20 protein-coding genes and 1 tRNA gene are annotated in these 20,824 nt (G+C 67.4%); 6 read left to right on the top strand and 15 right to left on the bottom strand.

The window, feature by feature from the left end:
- Positions 1–5: 5 nt before the first annotated feature.
- The 5 genes from F4Y72_02205 to hisE all read left to right on the top strand — a co-directional run bounded on the left by F4Y72_02205 (position 6) and on the right by hisE (position 5,467).
- Positions 6–82, top strand: a tRNA-Pro gene (locus F4Y72_02205).
- Complete coding sequence (locus tag F4Y72_02200) at positions 38–1,180, top strand: AI-2E family transporter (protein ID MXZ27098.1); 1,143 nt, start codon at positions 38–40, stop codon at positions 1,178–1,180. Before F4Y72_02205 ends, F4Y72_02200 begins: the two co-directional genes overlap by 45 nt.
- Positions 1,177–2,583 (top strand): FAD-binding oxidoreductase, encoded by a 1,407-nt coding sequence (locus F4Y72_02195; GenBank protein ID MXZ27097.1) that lies wholly within the window; start codon positions 1,177–1,179, stop codon positions 2,581–2,583. The genes F4Y72_02200 and F4Y72_02195 overlap by 4 nt, the downstream gene beginning before the upstream one ends.
- Complete coding sequence (locus tag F4Y72_02190; GenBank protein ID MXZ27096.1) at positions 2,580–5,168, top strand: bifunctional aspartate kinase/diaminopimelate decarboxylase; 2,589 nt, start codon at positions 2,580–2,582, stop codon at positions 5,166–5,168. Before F4Y72_02195 ends, F4Y72_02190 begins: the two co-directional genes overlap by 4 nt.
- Positions 5,060–5,467 (top strand): phosphoribosyl-ATP diphosphatase, encoded by a 408-nt coding sequence (gene hisE / locus F4Y72_02185; protein MXZ27095.1) that lies wholly within the window; start codon positions 5,060–5,062, stop codon positions 5,465–5,467. Before F4Y72_02190 ends, hisE begins: the two co-directional genes overlap by 109 nt.
- Positions 5,468–5,527: 60 nt before the next feature.
- Here the strand turns inward: hisE and F4Y72_02180 are convergent, their stop codons facing one another.
- From F4Y72_02180 to F4Y72_02110, 15 genes are all read right to left on the bottom strand, one after another.
- Positions 5,528–5,944 carry a type II toxin-antitoxin system VapC family toxin gene (locus F4Y72_02180; GenBank protein ID MXZ27094.1) on the bottom strand — a complete coding sequence of 139 codons (417 nt, stop codon included), beginning with the start codon at positions 5,942–5,944 and terminating at the stop codon, positions 5,528–5,530.
- On the bottom strand, positions 5,934–6,170 hold the full coding sequence (locus F4Y72_02175) for a type II toxin-antitoxin system prevent-host-death family antitoxin (GenBank protein ID MXZ27093.1): 237 nt from the start codon (positions 6,168–6,170) through the stop codon (positions 5,934–5,936). Before F4Y72_02175 ends, F4Y72_02180 begins: the two co-directional genes overlap by 11 nt.
- A 70-nt stretch (positions 6,171–6,240) precedes the next feature.
- The gene (hisF, locus tag F4Y72_02170; GenBank protein ID MXZ27092.1) at positions 6,241–7,008 is read right to left on the bottom strand and encodes an imidazole glycerol phosphate synthase subunit HisF; all 768 of its coding nucleotides are present in this window, start codon (positions 7,006–7,008) and stop codon (positions 6,241–6,243) included.
- Complete coding sequence (locus F4Y72_02165; GenBank protein MXZ27091.1) at positions 6,990–7,724, bottom strand: 1-(5-phosphoribosyl)-5-[(5-phosphoribosylamino)methylideneamino] imidazole-4-carboxamide isomerase; 735 nt, start codon at positions 7,722–7,724, stop codon at positions 6,990–6,992. The genes hisF and F4Y72_02165 overlap by 19 nt, the downstream gene beginning before the upstream one ends.
- The gene (gene hisH / locus F4Y72_02160) at positions 7,715–8,320 is read right to left on the bottom strand and encodes an imidazole glycerol phosphate synthase subunit HisH (GenBank protein ID MXZ27090.1); all 606 of its coding nucleotides are present in this window, start codon (positions 8,318–8,320) and stop codon (positions 7,715–7,717) included. Before hisH ends, F4Y72_02165 begins: the two co-directional genes overlap by 10 nt.
- Positions 8,317–9,384 (bottom strand): bifunctional histidinol-phosphatase/imidazoleglycerol-phosphate dehydratase HisB, encoded by a 1,068-nt coding sequence (gene hisB, locus F4Y72_02155; protein MXZ27089.1) that lies wholly within the window; start codon positions 9,382–9,384, stop codon positions 8,317–8,319. The genes hisH and hisB overlap by 4 nt, the downstream gene beginning before the upstream one ends.
- On the bottom strand, positions 9,381–10,442 hold the full coding sequence (hisC, locus tag F4Y72_02150) for a histidinol-phosphate transaminase (GenBank protein MXZ27088.1): 1,062 nt from the start codon (positions 10,440–10,442) through the stop codon (positions 9,381–9,383). The genes hisB and hisC overlap by 4 nt, the downstream gene beginning before the upstream one ends.
- A 3-nt stretch (positions 10,443–10,445) precedes the next feature.
- Positions 10,446–11,741 carry an amidohydrolase family protein gene (locus tag F4Y72_02145; protein MXZ27087.1) on the bottom strand — a complete coding sequence of 432 codons (1,296 nt, stop codon included), beginning with the start codon at positions 11,739–11,741 and terminating at the stop codon, positions 10,446–10,448.
- Complete coding sequence (hisD, locus tag F4Y72_02140; protein MXZ27086.1) at positions 11,738–13,048, bottom strand: histidinol dehydrogenase; 1,311 nt, start codon at positions 13,046–13,048, stop codon at positions 11,738–11,740. Before hisD ends, F4Y72_02145 begins: the two co-directional genes overlap by 4 nt.
- Positions 13,045–13,950 (bottom strand): ATP phosphoribosyltransferase, encoded by a 906-nt coding sequence (locus F4Y72_02135; GenBank protein MXZ27085.1) that lies wholly within the window; start codon positions 13,948–13,950, stop codon positions 13,045–13,047. Before F4Y72_02135 ends, hisD begins: the two co-directional genes overlap by 4 nt.
- Positions 13,950–15,026: a 3-isopropylmalate dehydrogenase gene (gene leuB, locus F4Y72_02130; GenBank protein ID MXZ27084.1), complete on the bottom strand. Its 1,077-nt coding sequence runs from the start codon at positions 15,024–15,026 to the stop codon at positions 13,950–13,952. Before leuB ends, F4Y72_02135 begins: the two co-directional genes overlap by 1 nt.
- Before the next feature lie 3 nt (positions 15,027–15,029).
- Positions 15,030–15,608, bottom strand: coding sequence for a 3-isopropylmalate dehydratase small subunit (leuD, locus tag F4Y72_02125; protein MXZ27083.1), 579 nt, complete (start codon positions 15,606–15,608; stop codon positions 15,030–15,032).
- A 14-nt stretch (positions 15,609–15,622) separates the two neighbouring features.
- Positions 15,623–17,029, bottom strand: coding sequence for a 3-isopropylmalate dehydratase large subunit (gene leuC, locus F4Y72_02120; GenBank protein ID MXZ27082.1), 1,407 nt, complete (start codon positions 17,027–17,029; stop codon positions 15,623–15,625).
- A 6-nt stretch (positions 17,030–17,035) separates the two neighbouring features.
- Positions 17,036–17,974 carry a branched-chain amino acid transaminase gene (locus F4Y72_02115; GenBank protein MXZ27081.1) on the bottom strand — a complete coding sequence of 313 codons (939 nt, stop codon included), beginning with the start codon at positions 17,972–17,974 and terminating at the stop codon, positions 17,036–17,038.
- Positions 17,975–18,031: 57 nt separating this feature from the next.
- Positions 18,032–19,615, bottom strand: coding sequence for a 2-isopropylmalate synthase (locus F4Y72_02110; GenBank protein MXZ27080.1), 1,584 nt, complete (start codon positions 19,613–19,615; stop codon positions 18,032–18,034).
- 441 nt (positions 19,616–20,056) lie between these two features.
- Between F4Y72_02110 and F4Y72_02105 the strand changes: the two genes are divergently transcribed.
- A complete protein-coding gene (locus F4Y72_02105; GenBank protein MXZ27079.1) occupies positions 20,057–20,821 on the top strand; it encodes a DUF3450 domain-containing protein in 765 nt (254 codons plus the stop codon).
- Positions 20,822–20,824: the final 3 nt, after the last annotated feature.

Genomic DNA, 20,824 nt, shown 5'->3' with positions numbered 1-20,824 from the left:
CGGTCCGGGGCGTGGCGCAGTCTGGTAGCGCACCTGCATGGGGTGCAGGTGGTCGGAGGTTCAAATCCTCTCGCCCCGACCATTTTCCTTTTGCCGTCCTGGTGCAATAGTTTCAGTCATGGGCCAGACCCTTCAGCGCAGTTCCCTGTTATTGCTGGTCGCCGCGGTCACCGCGGCGTTCATCCTGCTGCTCGCCGACCTTCTGCTGGCGGTCTTTTGGGCGGTCGTGCTGGCGATTCTTTTCCACGGCCTGTATGCGCGCCTGATCCCGCGGCTCTGGAACAGGCGATCGCTGGCGGCGGCTGCCGTTCTCCTCATCGTGTTGGCCGGCGTGGTGGCGCCGGTGCTGCTGCTGGGGTGGGCGGTGGTGCGCGAGTCCAGCGAGTTCTACGCCGCCGTCGAAGGGGGCGCGCTGGACCCCGGTGCAGCCCTGGACACGGTCGGCGCCTGGCTGCCCTGGGTGCGGGAAATCCTGGACAACTTCGGCCTGGACTTCGAGAAGATGCGGTCCGGGCTGACTTCGATGGTGGGAAACGCGGCCCGTTTCGCGGCAACCGGCCTGGTGGCCGCCGGGCAGGGCGCGCTGAAGCTGCTCCTGCAACTGGCGGTGATGCTGTACCTGCTGTTTTTCTTCCTGCGCGACGGCGAAAAGCTTGTCGCTACGCTGGTACGCATCCTGCCTCTGGGCGACGAGCGCGAATACGAACTGCTCGGCCAGTTCGCGACCGTGTCCAGGGTGAGCGTGACCTCGCTGATCGTGATCGGCGCCGTGCAGGGCGGACTCGGTGGCGTCACGCTGGCGCTGCTGGGCATCGGCAGCCCGGTTCTGCTCGGTGTGCTGATGGGCGTGCTGTCGGTCATTCCCGCGGTCGGTCCCGGCCTGGTGTGGGCGCCGATTGCAATCTGGCTGTTCGCGTCCGGGATGTGGGTCCAGGGCCTGATCCTCGTGATCGTCGGCACCCTGATCGTGGGGCTGGCGGACAACCTGCTGCGGCCGATACTGGTCGGCCGGACCGCGCGGCTGCCGGACTACCTGGTGCTGCTGGCCACCATCGGCGGGCTGTCGGTGTTCGGGTTCTCCGGACTGGTCATCGGGCCGGTCCTGGCGGCGCTGTTCCTTGTTTCCTGGCGGCTTTTCGAAGAGGAATTCTCGCCGGCGGAATCTCCGGATGAGCCATGAGCACGCCGACCGTCCATCAGGAGCTTGCCTCGATCGTCGGCGAGCGGCACTGCGTCGCCGACGCTGCGCTGCTTGAGCCGTATCTCGAGGAACCGCGCGGGCGCTACCACGGCGAGTCGCGGCTGCTGGTGGCCCCGGCCAGCGCCGGGGAAACCGCCGCCGTTCTGGCCTGCTGCAACAGGCGGGGCGTCGGCGTGGTGCCGGTGGGCGGTCGCACCGGGCTGTGCGGCGGCACCCATTCGCGAGCGAACGAGATACTGCTGAGCCTGCATCGCCAGAGGCGGGTGCGCGATCTGGGCGCCGGCTGCCTGACCGCCGAGGCCGGCTGCGTGCTGGCCACGCTGCAGGAACGCGCCGACGAGGCCGGCTACCTCTTTCCGCTGAGCCTGGGTTCGGAAGGCAGCTGCCAGCTGGGTGGGGTGCTGTCCACCAACGCCGGCGGCATACACGTGCTGCGCTACGGCATGGCGCGCGAGATGGTGCTGGGACTGGAAGTCGCGCTGCCGGACGGCCGGGTGCTGTCGGACCTGAGGCCGCTGGCCAAGGACAACACCGGTTACGACATCAAGCAGCTGTTCATCGGCTCGGAAGGCACGCTGGGCGTGATCACCGCGGCCGCGCTGCGCCTGTACCAGCGGCCGCAGGTCTGGATTACCGCGCTTCTGGGCGTGGCCGACGCCGACCGGGCGGTCGCGCTTTTTCGCCGCGCGCAGTCGGCGCTGGGCGAGGAGCTCAACGCCTTTGAACTGATTTCACGCGGGGCGGCGCAATTGTGCGGGGAGCAACTGGAAGGAGTCCCGATTCCGGGGGAGATCGATGCGCCTTGGCTGGTCTGCGTCGAAGCGGCGGGCGCGGGGCCGGAAGAACTGCTGGCCGAGCGCCTAGCCCGGTTCCTGGAAGACGCCCGCGAGCAGGGCGCGTTGCTCGATGCCGTATGCGCGGTCAGCGAGGCGCAGCGCGAGGCGATCTGGCGCCTGCGCCATGGCGTTCCCGAGGCCGTCCGCCTGTCCGGACCGGCCCTGCGCCATGACCTGGCCGTGCCGCCGGAACGCATTGCCGATTTCCTCGATTCGGCGCTGGAGGTGTGCCGCAAGCACTTTCCGGGCGCCGAGTCCCTGCCGTTCGGACACGTGGGCGACGGCAACCTGCATTACTCCGTGCCCTGTCCGCCCGACGTCGATCCTGACCGGTTCCTGGAGCAGGGCCGGCCGCTGAGCGCCGAACTGCGTGAACTGGCATGGTCGATGGACGGCAGCTTCAGCGCCGAGCACGGCGTGGGCCTGATGCTGAAGGACGAACTGGAGCGGCTTGGCGATCCCGTCAAGCTCGAGTTGATGCGGGCGCTCAAGCGCGCCATGGATCCGCGCGGGATCATGAATCCCGGCAAGGTATTGAGCGCATGAACGCGCCCTGGGTAGTGCTCAAGTTCGGCGGCGCCAGCGTGGCCACCGCAGCCGGCTGGGACGCGGTCGCGCGCCTGGTCCGCCGCCGCCGCGAGCAGGGGGTGCGGCCCATCGTCGTGCATTCGGCCGTGGCCGGCGTTACCGACCAGCTGGAAGCCCTGATCGAACTGGCGCGCCGCGAGGAGCACGCCATCCTCGAGCGGGAGCTGGGCGACCGCCACCGCCAACTGGCCCGGGAAATGAATATCAGCGACCCGGACGGTTGCCTGGGACCGGAACTGGAGAACCTGGCGCAGTTGCTTCGCGGCATCGCCCTGACCGGGGAGGCGGGCTACCGGGCCCGGGTCAAGGTGCTGGCCTTGGGCGAGCGGCTGGCCGGGCGGCTTGGGGCGGCCGCGCTGGAGCTCAAGGGCATGGGGATTTCTCCGGTGAATCCCGCGAAGTTGCTGCGGGCCACGGCGCGGGACTGGGCCAGCGAACGCGACTCCATGTTGCACGCGGTGTGCGCGCATGACCCCGATCCCGAAGCGGCCGCATTGCTCGAAAGCCTTTCGGGCGTGCCGCTGACACAGGGTTACATCGCCCGCAATGCCCAGGGCGAGGAAGTGCTGCTTGGCCGGGGCGGTTCCGACGTATCGGCGGCCGCGCTGGCCGCGTCCATCGGCGCCCGGCGGCTGGAAATCTGGACCGACGTGCCCGGCATATTCAGCGCCGATCCCAGGGAAATCAGCGGCGCGAGGCTGCTGCGCAGGCTCAGCTACGCCGAAGCGCAGGAGATCGCCACTTCAGGCGGCGGCGTGCTGCATCCGTTGTCCATCGCCCCGCTGCGCGACAGCCGGATCGGCATGACCGTTCGTTCGACGCTGCACCCCGAACTGTCCGGCACCGCCGTGGGGCCGGCCGAGGAGTCCGACAGCGCACAGGTCAAGGCGGTCATGCTGCGCAGCGGCGTGCCGCTGGTCTCGCTGGAGACGCTGGGGATGTGGCGGCGGGTCGGTTTTCTCAAGGAGGTATTCACCTGTTTCGGCGACCTCGGGCTTTCGGTGGACCTGGTTTCCACCTCCGAGAGCAATGTGACCGTTACGCTCGATACCGATCCCGAAGTGCTGACACCGGCGCTGATGGACCGCCTGCGGTCGCAACTGGAGCGCATAGGCCAGGTGACCATCACGACCAATACCAGCGTCGTGACCCTGGTCGGAAGGCGCATCCGGGCGGTGCTGCACGAGGTCGGGCCGGCGCTGGAAGCGTTTCGCGAGCAGCCCATTCATCTTCTCAGCCAGGCGGCCAGCGACCTGAACATCAGCTTCGTGGTGGAGCCGGCGCAGGCGCGCCGGCTGGCGCAGCGCCTGCACGGGCGGCTGATCGTGCCGGATGACGGCGACGAACTGTTCGGCCCCGCCTGGGAGGAACTGACGCAAGCGGCGCCGGTTGCGCCCGCCAGCGCCGACGCGCCCTGGTGGGCCGAACGGCGCGGCAAGCTGCTGAAGCTGGCCGAAGAGCGCGGCGCGACCTACGCCTACAGCCTCGGGCGGGTGGCCGCGCAGGCGGAGCGGCTCAAGGGGCTGGAATCGATAGACCGCGTCTATTACGCGATCAAGGCCAACTCGAACCCCGGCGTGCTGCGGCGCGTTCGCGACTGCGGCCTGGAGTTCGAGTGCGTATCGCCCGGCGAGGTCGGGCTTCTGCGCGAGCTGTTCCCGGAGCACGAGCCCGCGCGCATCCTTTTTACCCCGAATTTCGCGGCCCGCTCCGAGTACGCCGAAGCACTGGAGGCGGGCGTTCAGTTGACCGTGGACAACGTGGGCGTGCTGCGCGATTGGCCGGACCTGTTCGCCGGGAGCGACCTGTTCCTTCGACTGGACCCCGGCGTGGGGCGCGGACTCCACCGGCATGTGCGCACGGCCGGCGTCCATTCCAAGTTCGGCGTGCCGCTGTTTGAAGTGCAGCGGGCCGCCGAGGCTGCCGCCGCCGCGGGAGCGCGGGTTATCGGGCTGCACGCCCACATGGGCAGCGGCGTGATGGACCCCGGTGCATGGGCTCCGATCGCCGAGACGCTGCTCGAGTGCCTGGAGCACTTTCCGGATGCGCGCGTGGTCAATCTCGGCGGCGGGCTGGGCGTGCCCCAGCACGGCGGCGAGCAGGGCCTGGACCTCGCGGAGCTGGACACCAACCTGGCTCGCTGCCGCGAAAACGCGCCCCGGAAACTGGAATTCTGGCTCGAGCCCGGCCGCTATGTCGTGGCCGAAGCCGGCGTACTGCTGGCGCGGGTCACCCAGGTCAAGGGCAAGAGCGGCGCCCGCTACGTGGGCGTGGAGACCGGGATGAACTCGCTGATACGCCCGGCGCTGTATGGTTCCTACCATGAGGTGCACAACCTCACCCGGCTGGAAGAGCCGGCGACGCGGCTGGTGAACGTGGTGGGTCCGATCTGCGAAAGCGGCGACGTGCTGGCCCGCGACCGCATGCTGCCCGAATGCCGGGAGGGCGACGTGCTGCTGTTCGCCAACGCCGGCGCCTACGGCCGCGTGATGGCCTCGAATTACAACCTGAGGGAACCCGCCGCGGAGGAGGTGATCGAGTGAGCAATGAAGGCAACGGCGCTTCGGCGGATTTCCTGCTGGAGCTTGAGGCCGTAATCCGGTCCCGCGCGGAAGCCGCGCCGCAGGAAAGCTACACCGCAAGGCTTCTTGGCGAAGGCATTCAGCGGGTGGCGCAAAAGTTCGGCGAGGAATCGGTGGAATTGGCGCTGGCCGCGGCCGCCGGCGACCCGCGGGCGGTGCGCGCCGAGGCGGCCGACGTGCTCTATCACCTGCTGGTCCTGCTCGAAGGCGCCGGCGTGTCGCTGGCCGAAGTCCTGGAGGAACTGCGCTCCCGCCGCTGATCCGAGGCCGAACTCGCCCGCGCTGCCCTCATCCCGGAAACAGGGCGCTCTCGCGCTTGGTCAGGCTTTCAACAGGCGGCGGAAGCCGGCTTGCTCGAAATGAATGTCGCTGGTCAGAGCTTCCCGCAAATCGAGTTCACTCATTACCACAAAGCTCAGGCAGTCGGTGAACGACCAGGCCTTGTCGGCGTGTTGCAGGCAGAACGCTCTGGTTTCGTGGAAACGTTGGGGAGTGGTCCATTCCACCCGAACGGCCGACGAAGCATCCATTGTCTCGAACAGTGGAACCAGGAGCTTCCCGTGTCCGCGCGCCCGCAACAGTGTCACGCTTTCGTCGAGCACATAGTCCGTAGTAATGAATCTCTTGCGCTCCCGCGCGGCTCGCGCCATGAATTCGGCCGCTTCCCGATGCATGCCTTCCGCCTGCACCAGCAGTGAATAGAACCCGCTGGTATCGACGAATACTTCACCCGCCATAGACTATCGCGTCGATTTCTTCGTTCCGAAGCGATTCGCCGCCGGGTGCGGCGAGATCAGGCAGGCGATATAAGGGATCGTCCGGCTGCGGGGCCGACATGGCATAGGGCGTCAAGCGAGCCGCGGGCTTGCCCCGGTAGGTGAGTATCAAGTTCTCGCCTTGCTTTACCCGACGCAAGACACCCTCGGCGTCCTGCCTCAGTTCCACCATTGATATTGACGACATGAGATTCACACATGAAGTTGAAGTTGATGTTCATGTTAAATCGGACAACGCTGCGATGCAAGCGCCTGGATCAGGAGCGCACCGAAATTTTGCGGGCGGCCAGGTATTCCTTGAGATCGGGGATCGCGATCTGTCCCGAGTGAAACACGGTCGCGGCCAGCGCGCCATCCACCCGCGCCCGGCGAAAGACTTCGACGAAGTGTTCCGGCGCGCCCGCGCCGCCCGAGGCGATCAGCGGCACGCGGCAGCAGTCGCGAACCGCGCATAGCTGTTCGATGTCGTACCCCTGGCGCACACCGTCCATGTTCATGCAGTTGAGCACGATTTCGCCCGCGCCGCGCTCCTGAACCTCGCGGACCCAGTCGAGCGTGTCGCGCCCCGCTTCGCGGCTCAGCGAGGGGTCGCCGGTCAGCTCGTGCACGCGCCAGCGGCCGTCACCGCCGCTGCTGTCGATTCCCACCACCACACACTGCGAGCCGAACCGCCGGGCCAATTCGCCGATCAGGTCGGGGTCGGCCAGCGCCGGGCTGTTCACGGAAATCTTGTCGGCGCCGTTCATCAGCACTTCCTCGGCTCCGGCGACGTCGCGAATCCCTCCGGCCACGCAGAAGGGTATGTCCAGGACATCGGCCACGCGCAGGATCCAGCTCCGGTCCACGGAACGGCCGTGCGGGCTTGCGGTGATGTCGTAGAACACGACCTCGTCGGCGTGTTCCTCGCGGTAGCGGCGCGCCAGGTCCATGATCTCGCCCATCACGCGGTGCTCGCGGAAACGCACGCCCTTGACCACCTGGCCGTCGCGCACGTCCAGACAGGGGATTATTCGCCGCGCCAGCACCGCTCCGCTTCCTCGGCGCTGATGCGCCCTTCCAGCAAGGCCTTGCCGGAGACCGCCGCCGCCACCCCCGTGTCGGCCAGCGCCTCAAGGTCGTCCGCTCGCGATACGCCGCCGGAGGCGATAAACGAGGCCTGGGGCGCCCTCCGGACGCACTCGGCGTACAGGTCCGTGTTCGGGCCGCTCAACATGCCGTCCCGATCGACATCGGTGCACAGAAACCACCGGTAACCCTGGTCCAGGAGCAGGTCCAGCAGTTCCCAGAGCGAGCGGCCGCTCTCGCGCACCCAGCCCCGCGTCAGCACTTCGGGCTCGCTGCCGGAGCGCACATCGAGGGCCGCCACCAGCCTGCCGGGGCCGTATTGCTTGACCCAGCGGCCGGCCCGTAGCGGATCTTCCGCCAGCGCACTGCCGCTTACCGCCCGTTCCGCGCCGCTGGCGTAGACCGCTTCCAGGGATTCGTCGTCGCGAATGCCGCCGCCGACCTGCACGGCGAGCGTCGTGTTTTCCACGACGCGGGCTATGGTGTCGGCGTTTTCCCGCCGGCCGGAGCGGGCGCCGTCCAGATCGACCACGTGCAGGCTGCGCGCGCCCAGGCCGGACCAGGTTCGGGCCAGCTCCAGGGCATCCATGGAATAGAACACCGCGTCATCGAAGCGGCCGCGATGCAGCCGTACGACCTGGCCGCCCATCAGGTCGATGGAAGGGATCAGTTCCAAGGAAGCTCAAGAAAATTCTTCAGCAGCCGCTGGCCGTGTTGCCCGGACCGCTCCGGGTGGAACTGCACACCGAAGAAATTTTCCTTGTTGACGACCGAGGCGAAGCGGCGGCCGTGTTCGGTATCGCCGACGCAGTGCTCGCCGGGCGGGGCGGCGTAGCTGTGCACGAAGTAGAACCAGGAGCCGTCGGGGATTCCGTCGAACAGGCGCGATTCCGCGCGCCGTTCCACCTGGTTCCATCCCATGTGCGGGATCGTGTGTTCGGGGGAGGCTTCCAGCAGGTCGACCTGCCCGGGAATTACGCCAAGGCAGGGCGTGTCGTCCTCGCTGGATACCTCATAAAGCAACTGCATTCCCAGGCAAATGCCCAGCACGGGTTGCGCCAGTCGGGGTATGAGCTCCAGAAGGTCCGCATCGGCCAGCCTTTCCATGCCGGCCCCCGCGGCGCCGACGCCCGGCAGGAGGACGCGTTCCGCGGCTTCGATCCGGCCGGCGTTGCGCGTGAAGTGCCCTTCCACGTCCAGTCGCTCCAGGGCGAATCGCAGCGATGCAATGTTGGCCCCGCCGCAATCCACCAGGGCCACGTCCCGCTTCACAGGACGCCCTTGGTGCTGGGAATGTCGCCTCCCTCGCGCGCGATGGCCTGGCGCAGTGCCCTGCCGACGCCCTTGAAGCACGACTCGATCATGTGGTGGGTGTTCTCGCCGCGTACCCGGATATGCAGCGTGGCGCCGCTGGCTTCCGCCAGCGAACGGAAAAAATGCTCGACCAGCTCCGTAGGCAGTCCGCCGACCCGTTCGCGCTCGAATTTGCCCTTGAACTTGAGCCACGGGCGTCCGGACAGGTCCAGCAGCACCTTGACGTCGGCCTCGTCCATGGGCAGCTCGAAGGCGAAGCGGCCGATCCCGCGGCGGTCGCCGAGCGCCTCCTTCAGCGCCGCGCCCAGCGCCAGCGCGCTGTCCTCAACGGTGTGATGCTCATCCACCTCCAGGTCGCCTTCGCAACTGAGCTTGAGCCCGAACCCGCCGTGCTTGGCGAGCTGCTCCAGCATGTGGTCGAAAAAGCCGATTCCGGTGGCCACTTCGGCGCCGGGCGGCGCGTCGAGATCGACTTCCACGCTCAGGTCGGTCTCGCGGGTCTTGCGGCGCACGCGGCCGATCCGCGGCGCATCGACGATCTCGCGAACGAGCTGTTCCCAGCTTCCCGGCTGTCCGGCATCGACACGGAAACCGCGCACGCCCAGGTTCTCGGCGAACTTGAGGTCGGTCTCGCGGTCGCCGATCATGACGCTGGCGGCTCGGTCCACTGGCCGCTCGCGCATGAATGCGTTCACCAGGCCCGTGAGGGGCTTGCGGCAATCGCAGCCGTCCCCGGACCGGTGCGGACACACGAACACCTCGGCGAACCCGATACCCTGCGACGCCAGCAGCGACATCAGGAATTCGTGCGGTTCATCGAAGTCCTTCTGCGGGAAGCTGTCGGTGCCAAGCCCATCCTGGTTGCTGACCATCACCAGGTCGAAGCCTGCGTCCTGCAATCGACGCAGCGCCGGCACCACGCCCTGCGCCAGCTTGAGCTTTGCAAGGCTGTCAACCTGGAAGTCCGACGGCTCCTCGATCAGGGTGCCGTCACGATCAACGAATGCCACCCGCGCGCTCATGCCGCCGCCCTCAGCGTCGCCAGCAGGCCGTCGTTCTGCTCCGGCGTGCCCAGCGTTATGCGCACGCAGGACTCAAGCCCCGGTTCGTCGGGGATTCTGCGCAGCAGGTAGCCGCCGTCCCGGGCCGTGGCATTGAAGCCGTCGGCGTCGGCGACTTGCAGCAACACGAAGTTGGTGCGGCTGGGATACACGGTCGTCACCTGCGGGAGTTCCGCCAGAAGCGCGCTGACGCGCTCGCGCTCCTCGATGACCAGTGCTATGCGGCCCTGCATCCTGGCCAGGTTTTCCGGTTTCATGGCCTTGAGCACGGTGTGTTCGCACAGTGCGGAAAAGCTGTACGGCGATTGTACGCGGCGCATCAGTCCGACGATTTCCTCGCAGGCAAGCAGGGCGCCGCAGCGCACGCCCGCCAGCCCCAGGGCCTTCGATACCGTGCGCAGGACCACGACATGCGGGTGCGCGGTAATCCAGTCGGCGCCCGGATTCTGGTCCGCGAACTCGGCGTACGCGGCATCCAGCACCACAATGGCTCTTTCGCGCGCGTATTCCACCAGTTCCAGGACATCGTCCGGGTCCATCAGGTTGCCCGTGGGATTGTTCGGGGAACACAGGATCAGGAGCTTGACGTCATCGGACCAGGCAGCCTTGATCGCCGCCACGTCGAGCGAGAAGCCGTCTTTGGCCCGCAACGGAACTTCGACGACCCGCGCGCCCTGCAAACGGCCGTACCAGCGAAACATCTCGAACGACGGGGGACAGAAGATTGCGCTGTCCCGCTTCGATTCGCAGAAAGCCCGGTACAGGCAGTCGATGCCCTCGCTGCTGCCGCGCGTTACGGAAACTTCCTCCGGCCGTACCCCGTAGTGCTCGGCCATGCGTTCGGTAAGCGCGGCCGGATACAGCAGCGGGTACCAGTTGAGGCTGCCCGGGGCAGGGTCGTAGTCGGGCGGCCAGGGAAGCTCATTGGCGTGCAGCCGGGCCAGGTTCGTCGTTGTGGGCGCCTTGTAGGCCCGGCCTTTCTGCACGGCTTCTCTCGCCAATGATGTAATCCAGCTCATGGTTCAGTCGTTGCGGATGATCTTGCCGCCGAGCATCACGAACTCGACGGACTCCAGTATTGAAATGTCATCCAGGGGGTTGCCGGGCACGGCGATGACGTCGGCCTGCTTGCCGGCCTCCACGCTGCCGATTTCGTCCTCGAGGCCCATTAGCGTGGCGCCGTTGAGCGTTCCCATGACGATGGCGTCCATCGGCGTTACGCCCAGTCTGACCAGCGCGGCGAACTCCCTGGCGGAGTGGCGGTGAGGGAAAATCTGGTCGGAGCCCACCGCCATTCTCACCCCCGCCTTGTAGGCTTTTCTGAAACTGCCGTCCCTGATCTTCGCGACTTCGCGGGCCTTGGCCATGATTTCCGGCGTCATCCGGCGGGATTGCGTGCTCCCCACGATGTAATCGAGGACGTATACGGTCGGCACCAGCCAGGTTTCCGACTCCACCATCATATCGATGGCCTCGTCATCCATCAGCGTGCCGTGCTCGATGCTGTCGAAGCCGGCCCGAACCGCGGACTTGACGGCGCTCGCGCCATGTATGTGCGCGGTGATCCTCTTGCCGTGACGATGGGTTTCGTCGGAGAAGGCGGCGAGCTCCGCGTCGGTAAACGACTGTACCCAAGGGTCGTCGCCCACGGACATGATGCCGCCTGTGGCATGTACCTTGATCCAGTCCGCTCCGTACTTGAGTTCGCGGCGTACCGCCTCGCGGGCCGCATCCTCGCCCGCTGCGATGACATGCGGCGCCGTCGGCACGCCGCTGTCGGGAGCCAGGGCGTTTCTGTCGCAATGCCCCCCGAGCGGGCAAAGATAGTGCGGCGCCACCTGCATTCGAGGGCCGGTGAACAAACCATTGGCGATCGCGTCGCGCAACGCGATGGACCCGAAACCGACGTCGCCGTCGCCCGGTATTCGCAGGGTCGTATAACCGTGCTGCAGCATCGTCTGCGCGTTCCGGAGGGCGACCAGCGTCTTCTCCGCGCTGGAGGAGTTCAGGCCCGGCCCGCCGACCATCAGGTGGGTGTGCGCGTCGATCAGGCCGGGCAGGCAGTAATGCCCGCTCAGGTCGATGATGGAGGCGCCGTCCGGCGCGGCAATCTCGGACCCGACGGCTGCTATGACGCCGTCGGAGACGAGGATGTCCTGTCTCTGCACGAGTTGTTCGCGCTCGACATCCACCACCGCCCCGCAGCGCAGCACCGTGGAGTCGGCCGTCGCATTGACGGCGAGCAAACCAAGCAGCAAGGCAATCGGCAATCGGCGCATCAGGCTGTCGTCGCCGCCAGGGAAGTCTTTGGTTTTCATCGATCGGGCCTCCGGCGCACTTCGGCGGCGCGCGCGTGGGCTTCCAGCCCCTCGGTGCGGGCCAGCGTGGCAATAGAGCTCGCAATACTTTCCAGGCCTTCCCGCGTAAGTTCCTGCACGCTGATCCGCTTGTAGAAATCGACCAGCCCAAGTCCGCTGGCCCAGCGCGCGCTGCCGTAGGTGGGCAACACGTGATTGGCGCCGTTGCAGTAATCGCCGCTGGATTCCGGCGCCCACGGCCCGAGGAACACGGCGCCCGCGTTGCGGATTTGCGCCGCCAGCGATCGGGGGTCCGCGACCTGCAGCAGCAGGTGTTCTGGAGCGTAGCGATTGGCCACCTCGACGGCGTTCTCCAGCGAGTCCACGACCAGCAAGGCGCCGGCCGACAGCGATTTCTCCAGCACGTCCGTGCGGGGCAGCGTTCGCAACTGGTTCGCGATCGCTTCCTGGACGGCCGTCGCCAGCCGTTCGTCCAGGCAAAGCAGCAGCACATGCGCGTCCTCGCCGTGTTCGGCCTGGCTGAGCAGGTCCAGGGCGACGAATTCCGCGTTTGCCGTGTCGTCGGCGATCACCATGGCCTCGGTCGGCCCCGCGGGGAGGTCCTGCGCCGGTCCGCCCGGCTCCATCGCCGCCCGCTGCTTGGCGGCGGCGACCCAGCGGCTGCCGGGTCCGAAAATCTTGTCGACACGCGGCACGCTTTCGGTGCCGTAGGCCATCGCGGCGATCGCCTGGGCCCCGCCCAGCTTGAACACGCGGTGCACCTCGCACAGGCCCGCCACGTAGAGAATCGCCGGATTGATGCTGCCGTCGCTCGCCGGCGGTGCGCAGAGGATGCGCTGCGGGCAGCCGGCCAGTTGCGCCGGAGCCGCCAGCATCATCGCCGTGGAGGGCAGGGGGGCAGCGCCGGCCGGCACGTACAGCCCGACCGCCTGCAACGGACGGAATCGCTGCTCGCAAACCACGCCGGGGACCGGCTCGGTGCGGGAGTCCGCGGGCCTCTGCGCCGCGTGGCAGGTGCGTATGTTGTCCAGCGCCGCGCCAATCGCCTCGCGCTGTTGCGCGCTCAGCCGATCGCCGGCCGCCGCGATCTCGCTCTCGCCGGCTTCGATTTCGTCGAGTTCCACGCCGTCCAGCTCGGCTTCCAGCTCTCTGAGCGCCCTGTCCCCGCCGTTGCGCACCCGTTCCATGATGTCCTTCACGCGCGCCTCCAGCGCAGGGTCGGCCGGAGCGGCAAGCCGTTCGAGGACCGACGCGCGCTGCCTGTCGTCCAGCGCGTTCCAGCTGTAGAGAGGCGGGATGGCAGTCATTCCAGCATCTTCTCCACCGGCAGCACCAGCACCGAACTGGCGCCCGCATCCTTGAGGGCCTCCAGCGTCTCCCAGAAAACGCTCTCCCGGCACACCGCGTGCACGGCCACGCGATCCTCGCGTCCCTCCAGCGGCATGATGGTGGGGGCCTCGGAGCCGGGCAGCAGTTCCGCAATGACGGGCAGGGCGGCGCGCGGGGCGTGCAGCATGATGTACTTGGTTTCGCGGGCCTGCATCACGCCGTCCATGCGGCGCCTGAGCAGGTCAACCCAGTCTTTTCTCGCGGCCGGCAATTCGGCCGGACTCAGGAGCAGCGTGGCCCGGCTTTCCAGCACCGTTTCGCCTTCCCTGAGCTGGTTGGCCGCCAGGGTCTTGCCGCTGGAGACCAGGTCGCAGATGGCCTCGGCGCGGCCCAGCCGCGGCGCAAGCTCCACCGCGCCCGAGAACGGAACGACCTCGGCGTTCACGCCCGATTCGGTCAGAAACCGTCCGGTCAGTCGCGGATAGCTGGTCGCTATGCGAAGTCCCTCGAGGTCGGCGACCTTGCGCGCTTCGCCGTCCCTGGGGTAGGCCATTGCCAGGCGGCAATCGCCGAATGCCAGGTTTCGGATGCTGCCGGGGGCGGGCTGGCCGGTCTCGAGTCCCAGGCGCTGCTCCTCGGCAACGTTCAGGCCGACGATGCCCAGGTCGCAGGCGCCTTCGCGCACCAGGCCCGGGATTTCGTCGTCGCGCACCAGCAGCACGTCAACGGGCATGTTTTCGGCCACGGCCAGCAGTTCGTCGGCGCCCTGCGTGAGGCGCAGGCCGCAGCGCTTGAGGAGAGCCAGCGAGTGGTCGGTGAGACGGCCGGACTTCTGTACTGCGATCTGTACGCGTTCGCTGCGCTTCCATTTCGATGTCATTACAGTTCCTCGCGGTCGGTGGCGAGGCGGGCGAGGACGGCCTCGGTCAACTGCTCGGTCGTTGCGGGCGACGCGCTCCCCGCGATGTCGGCCGTGCGGATGCCGCCGGCAACGGCGGCTGCGACTGCCGCTTCGACCTCGCGGGCGGCTTCGGGGCTGTTCAGGCTCAATTCCAGCATCATCGCGACCGACAGGATCATGCCGCAGGGGTTCGCCAGGTTGCGGCCCTCGATGTCCGGCGCGGTTCCGTGTATGGGTTCGTAGAGTGCGCGCCGGCCCTCTCCAACGGAGGCCGAGGGCGCCATTCCCAGCGAACCGGTCAGCACCGATGCCTCGTCGGTGAGGATGTCGCCGAACATGTTTTCGGTCACGAGGACATCGAACTGCGCGGCGTGGGTGAGCAGACGCATCGCTGCGGCGTCCACCAGGAGGTGATCCAGCTCGATTTCCGGGAACTCTTCGGCGACGACGCGCGCGGTCACCGTCCGCCAAAGGCGCGAGGTGGCCAGGACGTTGGCTTTGTCGATGGAGGTCAGGCGGCCGCGGCGGCTACGCGCGAGTCCCGCCGCGTAGCGCACGACACGTTCGACTTCTTCGCTGCTGTACGTGCACAGGTCGCTGGCGGCATCGTCGCCTTCCTGCTTGTCGCCGAAATAGACGCCGCCGGTGAGTTCGCGCACGACGATCAGGTCCACGCCCGCCAACTTGTCCGCTCGCAGCGGCGAGGCGTCCGAGGCGCCCGGCAAGGGCCGGATCGGGCGAAGGTTGGCGTAAACGCCGAGCAGCGCTCGCAGGTTCAGCAGGCCCTGCTCCGGCCGCAAAGCCGGATCGGCCGGCGGCGGGCCCGGCAGGCCCACCGCGCCCAGCAATACCGCGTCGGCCTCAAGGCAGAGGTCGCGCGTGGAGGAGGGGAAGGGGGCGCCCAGTTCGGCGAGCGCGCGGCCCCCGAACGGCGCCTCGCGCGTCTCAATATCCAGCGAGTGCCGGGCAGCCGCGGCCCGCAGCACGCGCAGGCCCGCGCGCATGACCTCCGGCCCTATTCCGTCGCCGGGCAGAACGGCAATGAGGGACGTCAATGGCTAGCCTCCCGCGCGCTGTTCCCAGGCGCTGATCCGGTCGCGCTGCTGGAGCAGGTAACCGAGTTGATCCACGCCGTTCATGAGGCAGTAACGCGCAAACCGGTCCAGTTCGAATGGCGCGGGCGGCCCCTGGGGCAGTTCGACCTGCGTCTTCTCGAGGTCGATCGCGATTTCCGCTCCCGGATTGGCCTTGAGCCAGCGGTGCGGCTGCTCGTCGATCACTACCGGGACGAAGCCGTTCTTGAGCGAGTTGTTGCGGAATATGTCGGCGATGCTGGTGCTGATCACGGCGCGCAGGCCGGCTTCCAGCAGGGCCCAGGGCGCGTGTTCGCGGGAGGAACCGCAACCGAAGTTGTCGCCCGCGACCAGGATGGTGCGGTCCCGGTTCTCGGGGCGGTTGAGCACGAAATCGGGGTCGAGCTCGCCGTCGCCGGCGTAGCGCCAGTCGTGGAAGGCCGCGTCGCCCAGGCCCTTGCGCACGGTGGTGGTGAGGAAGCGCGCCGGAATGATCTGGTCGGTATCGACGTTGTCGATGTCCAGCACCATGGTGCGCGATTCGATGCGGATGATCTTCTCCATGACGGCGCCCCGTTTCAGCGGTCCATCAGCTCGCGCGGGTCCGCCACGCGGCCCCGTATCGCGCTGGCCGCGGCGGTCAGCGGGCTGGCCAGGACGGTGCGCGCTCCCGGTCCCTGGCGGCCCTCGAAATTGCGGTTGCTGGTGCTGACGCAGAGCTTGCCGGCGCCGACCGTGTCGCCGTTCATGCCGATGCACATCGAGCAGCCCGCTTCGCGCCATTCGGCGCCCGCCGAAAGGAAGATTTCATGCAGCCCCTCGGCTTCGGCCTCGCGCTTCACGATCTGCGAGCCCGGCACGACCAGCATACGAACCTTGTCCGCGACCCGGTTTCCGCGCATCAACTCGGCGGCGGAGCGCAGGTCGCTCAGCCGGGAATTGGTGCAGCTGCCGAGGAAAACGATGTCTACCTCGCGCCCCTGCAGCGGCCTGCCCGGCTCCACGCCCATGTAGGCCAGGGCCTTGTCGATGGCGGGATCGCCGCTGCCGGGCACCGGTTCGTCGATCTGCGCCGACATACCGGGATTGGTGCCGTAGGTCACCATCGGGCGAAGCCGCCCCGCATCCAGGCTCACTTCCCGTTCGAACCGCGCGTCGCCGCTGTCCTCGAGTTCGCGCCAGCGCTCGAGCGCGGCGTCCCACTCGGCGCCCGCCGGCGCCATCGGGCGGCCATGCAGCCATTCGTAGGTGGTGTCGTCGGGCGCGATCATGCCGGCGCGGGCGCCGGCCTCGATGCTCATGTTGCACATGGTCATCCGCTGTTCCATCGTCAGCGACCGGATGGTCTCGCCGCGGTATTGCAGCACTCGACCGGTTCCGCCGCCCACGCCCAGTTTGCGGATGATCGCCAGGATCAGGTCCTTCGAGGTCACGCCAGGTCCCAGGTGGCCGCTCACGTTGACCGCCAGCGCTCCCGGGCGGCGCTGCAGCAGGCACTGCGTCGCCAGCACGTGGCCCACCTCCGTGGTGCCGATGCCGAAGGCCAGCGCGCCGAACGCGCCGTGGGTGCTGGTGTGGCTGTCTCCGCAGACTACCGTGTGGCCCGGCCACGTGGCGCCCTGCTCCGGACCGACTACATGCACGATTCCGCGCTCCGGACTGTCCAGGCCGCGAAGCTCCACGCCGAATTCCGCACAGTTTTCGATCATCGCTCGAACCTGGGCCGCGGCCGCGGGCAGCGCGACCCTGTCCAGCTCCTCCAGAGTGGAAGCCGGCTCGGTCGGCGTCGAGTGGTCCATCGTCGCCAGCGTGCGGTCCGGCCGGCGCACCGGCAGGCCGTTCGCGCGCAGCACGTCGAAGGCCTGCGGCGTGGTCACCTCATGCACCAGGTGCAGGTCGATGTAGAGCACCGCCGGCGTTTCCGGCGTTTCGGGAACGACTTCGTGCGCGTCCCAGATCTTTGCGAGCAGGGTCTGTCCGTGCATCGGCGTTCAGCCCTCCTTGTCGATTCCTTCCACCGGCTCCAGCCAGCCGCGCGGATCCTCCGTGCGCCCGTCGAAGAGCCCGAAAAAGGCGTCCTGCAGCGCCCGGGTCAGCTCGCCGGGCTTGCCGTTGCCGATCGTCAGCCGGTCCAGGCTGCGGACCGGCGTTATTTCCGCGGCGGTGCCCGCCAGGAAGACTTCGTCGGCGATGTACAGCACCTCGCGCGGCAGCGCCTCCTGTATGACCGGAATGCCCAGCCGCGTGGCGAGCTTGATCACCGTGTCGCGGGTGATCCCGGGAAGAATCGAAGCGGAGTAGGGCGGCGTGTAGAGCTTGCCCGCTACCGCCACGAAGACGTTTTCGCCGGCCCCTTCGCTGACCAGTCCGTCGTGGGTCATGGCAAGCCCCTCGACGTAGCCGTTCTCCTGGGCCTCGAGCGTGACCAGAACGCTGGACAGGTAGTTGCCGCCTGCCTTGGCGAGTGCGGGCACCGTGTTCGGCGCCACCCTTTGCCAGGACGTGCAGCAGATGTCCACGCCCTCGTCGGTTCCGCCGAGGTACGATCCCCATGTCCACGCGGCAACGGCCACGTGAACCGGTACGTTTTCCGACGGCAGGATCCTCAGGTCGCCGGCGCCGCGGAATGCGATCGGGCGGATATATGCGCCGTCGAACAGCCGGTTGCGGGCGATGACCGCGTGGCAGGCGCCGTTCACTTCCTCCGGCGTGTACGGAATCTTCAGCCGGTAAATCTTGGCCGAGTTGTACATGCGTCGCGTGTGCGCGCGAAGCCGGAAGATTACGGGCCCCAGGTGACTTGCGTAGCAGCGAATGCCCTCGAACACCGAAGTGCCGTAGTGCAGCGCGTGCGTCATTACATGAGTCTGGGCCTCCATGTACGGCTTGATCTCGCCGTCGTGCCAGATCCATTCGTCTTGTGCGGTCATGGCGTGAGGGTCTCCAGTACCTTCAGGGACAGCCGAAAACTGCGGCTCGCCGCGATTTTACGGCCCAAGGCGCCTGCGCGGGCCTCTTTTCGCCGCTTTTCCGGAATCCAGGCGCGCCTTGGCCCGCAGCGCCCGGTTCAGCACTTCCAGCAGGGCCTCGGCGCCGGCTTCCACGATGTCGGTACTGACCGCGCGTCCGCGGTACGAGGAGTCGCCCCAGCGCGCCGTGACCGTGGCCTCGCCCTGCGCGTCCTCACCCGTGGTGACGCTGCGCACGTCGAAGTGGATCAGCTCGACGCTCATTTCGGTGGCGCGCTCCAGCGCCTTGAAGGTCGCGTCGATCGGGCCATCGCCCACGGCCGCCTCGTCGCGCTGTTCGCCACTGTCGTGCTCCAGGCGCACCGCCGCCACCGCGAGCGTGCTGCCCCCGGTGTTGATGCGCAGTTCGCGCAGGCGCCAGGGACCCATCGCGGCCGTGTCCTTGTGCACGATCAGCGCCTCGATGTCGGCGTCGAACAGCTCCTTCTTGCGGTCGGCCAGCTTCTTGAACTCGATGAACGCACGGTTGAGCTGATCCTCGCTCAGTTCGAAGCCGAGCTGGCGGGTCCGGTCGCGGAAGGCGTGCCGTCCGGAGTGCTTGCCCAGCACCAGGTTGGAGCGGTGCATGCCAACGGACTCGGGACGCATGATTTCATAGGTCTCCGCGTGCTTGAGCATGCCGTGCTGGTGAATGCCGGCCTCGTGCGCGAAGGCGTTCTGGCCCACGATGGCCTTGTTGCGCGGCGTGTGCATGCCGGTGACGCTGGAGACCAGGCGGCTGGCCGGATATAGCCCGGTGGTTTCGATGCCGGTGTCCACGCCAAAGTAATCGGCGCGCACCTTGAGCGCCATCACCACCTCTTCCAGCGAGCAGTTTCCGGCGCGTTCTCCGATGCCGTTGACTGTGCACTCGATCTGCCGGGCGCCGCCCACGACGGCCGCCAGGCTGTTGGCCACCGAAAGCCCGAGGTCGTCATGGCAGTGGGCGCTCAGGACGACGTTTTCGATGCCGGGAACGGTCTCGCGAAGATGCTCGAACACCGCCTGAAACTGCTCCGGCATCGCGTAACCGACGGTGTCCGGAATGTTGACCGTGGTGGCGCCGGCCTCCACCACCGCGGTGACGATTTCGGTCAGGAATTCGGGCTCGGTGCGCGACGCGTCCTCCGGCGAGAACTCCACGTCGTCGCAGGCCTGCCTGGCCAGGCGCACCGCCTCGACCGCCCGGCGCACGATTTCGTCGCGGGCCATTTCCAGCTTGAACTTGCGGTGAATCTCGCTGGTCGCGACGAACACGTGGATGCGCTTGCGGGCTGCCGGCTCCAGGGCTCGGGCGGACTTCTCGATGTCGCCCTCGTGGCAGCGCGCCAGCGAACAGATGGTGACGCCCTTGATCGAGTTGGCCACTTCCCGCACCGACTCGAAATCGCCGGGCGAGGCCGCCGCAAAGCCCGCCTCGATGATGTCCACCCGCATGTCTCGGAGCGCGCGCGCCACCTTGAGCTTCTCGCGCAGCGTCATGCTGCAGCCGGGCGCCTGTTCGCCGTCGCGCAAGGTGGTGTCGAAGATTCGAACGCGATCCTGTTTGGCTTGCTGGTTCATGTTGAGGTTCTCGTCGGGTGGCGGTTATGCCCATAGAAAAAACCCCGCATCCGGTGTTCGGTTAGCGGGGTTTGAAATAAGGCTTCTGGAGTTGTCCGGGCTTATTCCTTACCCCGCTTTCGGTGCCCCGCAAGCAGTGCGAGCGCAGCCGGACGCAGGCCGATGGCGGCTGCGTGAAGGCTAAGGATAGAGCGCCGGGCGTCCATGTGCGCGGATTATGCGCCAAGCGGCCCGCATGTCAAGGCCGGCGCACTCGGACGCAGAGCCTGCCCGCCCGCGCTCGGCCCTTCAGATCGGGGCTCCCTTGCCTCAAACTGTCACACTCCCGAAACATGGCTGTACCCCAAGCTGTGCTAATATCCCGTGCCTTGAATCAGGCCGGTCTCTTGGAACCCGCCTGCTGTTCATGTGCCCGCTTTAGATGTACAGGGGGAGCTGTTGATGAAGCCATTTCTTAGGGGGTCGTTGTGCGCAGGGGCGCTGCTGGCTGCAGCCGCGCTGGCGGGAGCGACCACGCTGGAGGAGGTCGAGGCCGTCCAGGCCGATCGTGCGGAAGCCGGCAGGCAGTCGCAGAATCGGATCGACGACATCGTCAAGGAGACCGACTCGCTGGAGACCGAATACAAGCGGGTGCTGAAGGAACTCGAAGGCCTCAAGGTCTTCAATACTCTGATGCAGCGCCAGATTGACCGGCAGGAAAGCGATATCGGCAAGCTGAACGAGGCCATCGACGAAGTCGAGGCGACCGGCCGCCAGATGCTGCCGCTGATGGTGCGCATGATCGAGTCGCTGGAATTGTTCGTGGAGGCGGACGCGCCGTTCCTGCTGGATGAGCGCCGGCTCCGGGTCGGCGAACTCTACGGCCTGATGGAGCGCGAGGACGTTACGGTGGCCGAAAAATTCCGCAAGGTGCTTGAGGCCTACCAGATCGAGAACGACTACGGCCGCACGATCGAAGCCTACAAGGCTGCGGTGGAGCATGAGGGCGCGGAGTTGGAAGTGGACGTGCTGCGGGTCGGCCGAGTAGCGCTTGTTTACCAGACCGCGGACCAGAGTGCGACGCGCAGATGGGACCACGATGCCAAGGCCTGGGTTGACCTGGAAGGCAGTTACCGCAACCAGGTGCGCATGGGACTGCGGGTGGCGCAAGAGCTGGTGGCGCCGGATTTGTTGATGCTGCCGGTTGCGGCGCCGGAGGCCGGATAAATG

The sequence above is a fragment of the Gammaproteobacteria bacterium genome, assembly GCA_009838035.1.
Classification (GTDB): Bacteria; Pseudomonadota; Gammaproteobacteria; order Steroidobacterales; family Foliamicaceae; genus Foliamicus.
Note: the sequence above shows the minus strand (reverse complement) of the source record. Positions and strands in the feature narration are given on the sequence as shown.